The sequence below is a fragment of the Aminiphilus sp. genome (genome assembly GCF_029975095.1).
In the GTDB taxonomy this organism is placed as follows: domain Bacteria; phylum Synergistota; class Synergistia; order Synergistales; family Aminiphilaceae; genus Aminiphilus.
Window position 1 is genome coordinate 1 of record NZ_JARKPW010000007.1, and the last position, 2736, is coordinate 2736.

At 62.2% G+C, this 2736-nt stretch carries 2 protein-coding genes; both read right to left on the minus strand.

What is annotated here, in order from left to right:
* Window positions 1-1375 (minus strand): DEAD/DEAH box helicase (locus Q1K49_RS00490; protein ID WP_366146027.1); only part of this gene is annotated, 1375 nt, incomplete at its 3' end.
* Between the two features lie 6 nt (window positions 1376-1381).
* A partial coding sequence (locus Q1K49_RS00495; protein ID WP_300521508.1) for a hypothetical protein occupies window positions 1382-2736 on the minus strand: 1355 nt, incomplete at its 5' end.

Here is a 2736-nt window from a genome sequence, read left to right on the forward strand (position 1 = left end):
TCTGGCCGATGCGATGGGCCCGGTCCGAGGCCTGGTTCTCCACCGCCGGGTTCCACCACGGATCCAGGTGGTAGACATAGGTGGCGCGCGTGAGGTTGAGCCCCTTGCCGCCTGCCTTGAGGCTGATGAGAAAGACCAGGGGCTCCGCGCTCTTCTGGAAGCTGTTCACCAGTTCCTTCCGTTTCGCGACCGGTGTGGAGCCGTCGAGACGCAGGTAGGGAATCTTGTGGTGTTTCAGTCCCTGTTCGATGATGTCCAGGTAGCTGGTGAACTGGGAGAAGACCAGGGCCGCGTGCCCTTCATCCCGAAGCTCGTGGAGCTGTTCGGCAAGGCATTCCAGCTTGGGGGATTCCGGCCTGGATCCGGAAGCGACCAGGGACGGGCAGAGGCAGATCTGACGGAGCCTGAGGATGGCGGTCAGGGCGATCATCCGCGCCTGGCCGGGCGCCTTGTCTCGGAACGCCTCGCCGACCTTTCCCTTCACCTCCTCCACGGTCTTCTGGTAGAGGGTCTTCTGTTTCGCGTTCATCTCCAGGTAGAGGTCGGCCTCCACGCGGGGAGGGAGTTCGTCGGCGATCATCTGCTTGGATCTGCGGAGAATGAAGGGGCGGGTGCGACGCACCAGGGTGTCCACCCCGCCGAAGCCGCGGATGTCGACGCGCCGCCGGAATTCCTCGTACCTCCCCAGGAGGCCGGGCACGCACAGGTCCATGATGGAGAAGTATTCCCCAAGGTGGTTCTCCATAGGGGTACCGGTGAGGGCCAGCTTGAACCGGGCGCTGATCCGCCGGGCCGCGCCGGTGGTGGCGGCGTTGATGTTCTTCACCTGCTGGGCCTCGTCGAACACCGCCACGTGGAACGGGATGGCGGCAAGGATGTCCGCGTCCCGCTGCAGGATGCCGTAGCTGGTGAGCACGATGTCCGCTCCGGTGAAGTCCGCGTTCCGCTTCTGCCCGGCATAGGTAATCATCCGGAATGCGGGGTAGAAACGGGCGATCTCGCTCTCCCAGTTGAAAAGGAGGGAAGGCGGCACGACGACCAGATGGGGAAGGCGCTCCGTATCAGGGAAGGGGATCGTCCCTTCGGCCAACCCGGCCAGGAAGGCGATGGTCTGGACGGTCTTGCCAAGACCCATGTCGTCGGCCAGGCAGGCGCCGAAGCGGTGCTCGTGGAGAAAGGCCAGCCAGTGGAACCCTTCTTTCTGGTAGGCGCGCAGGTCGGCCGTGAGCCCCGGCGGGAGCAGCGGCTCCGGTATCTTTTCCAGACGGGTAAGGCCTGCGAGAAGCTTTTCCTCCTCCGGCGGCAGCCTGAGGGTTACGCCGTGGGAACGAAGCTCCAGCCAATCCAGGATCTGCAGTCGCGGAATGCGGACGATTTCACTCTACTTTTTCCGTTTTCGCTTGGCGCCACCGTGATCCGTCAGAAGCTCCAGTATCAGACGCTGCTCATCGCCGAGCAGGTAACAGGCGTTCCCCTGGCGCAGGATCCCGGAATCCAGGAGACCGCGTATTTCCTCAACGGCCAGCAGTTCTCCATTGCAGCGGATCTCCGGGCTCAGCTCGAACCAGTCGATGCCGTCGTTGACCGCATTGACGGTGAAGTCCCATCTCCCGACGCTGAGGGGCTCTCCCCGCAGACGGAAGCCGAATCCCTCGCGTTCCAGGGCCGCCACCAGCTCCCCAAGCCGGGAGAGAAAGGTTTCGCGGTCAATCTCCAGGGAGCACGGCCATTCTCCATCGGAAAAGGAATCCAGCCCGAAAAAACCATACAGCAGCCGCACCAGCCGAGCCTGGACGGGGCGGTCCTCGACGCCGAAATGCCAACCGTCCGGGGTTGCAAGGAGAAACAGCATCCTTTCCCCGCAACAGCGGGTAAAGGCGTTCACAACGCGCTTTGCCTCGGACTTGACGGCGCGTTTCAAAAAATTCGGGCCGCCCAGCCCCACGCGCAAGGCCTTATCCCCGGCCATGGCGTTGGGGCTGTCCAGGACGGCGAAAGCGGTGTCGATCATGGCCGTCAGACGCTTCTTCGCCCTCAATGGATGGGGAAGAGATGACCGAGACCACGGGATGAACAACCGGAAGGTATCCTTGGAGAAGGGGCAGGACACGCCGGCCAGTTCCCCCCTCGGCACGAGGCCGATGCTCTCTCCGTTCAGATCGTCTTCCGCCTCCAGAAACCAGGAAAAGGGGTGCGCAACGGACAGGTCCGCCTCTTCGTCTTTAAAGAGAAAACGGATGGAACTCCCCATCCTTTCCATGAGTTCCGGACTCACCCTCAGTGCGACAAAAGTGAATGAATCGATGCTGGTGATTATCGTTTCGTTATCCTGCTCCACGTCATCGCCGATCATGTCGGAGAGTTCATCCAGTGATTCGAGGATAGAGCGCCACACTTTCCACGGCGCTCCTTCGGCAACCGGATGCATGGCCTTCTCCTCCGGGTCAATGAGACACTCTCCGGCGACGACCGCGTCGCGCGGAAGAGGTGAACCGTCGTGGAGACACCTGGTTATCCGTACCTCATCCCCTTCGAGACGGAAAACGACCCCTGCACGGAGCGGTTCGTCGGCGCGGAACTCAAGGGGCGTTTCCCCATCGTCCCTCCGGCGCAAGACAATGGGATAGCCCCCCTTCAGTGCCGAAAATTCCTTGAAATAATCCCGCGTCGGTTCGCAACGGAAGCGAGTCATCATGAATCGACGCAGGTCGGCCGGAACCCCGTCCCAGCCGTAGC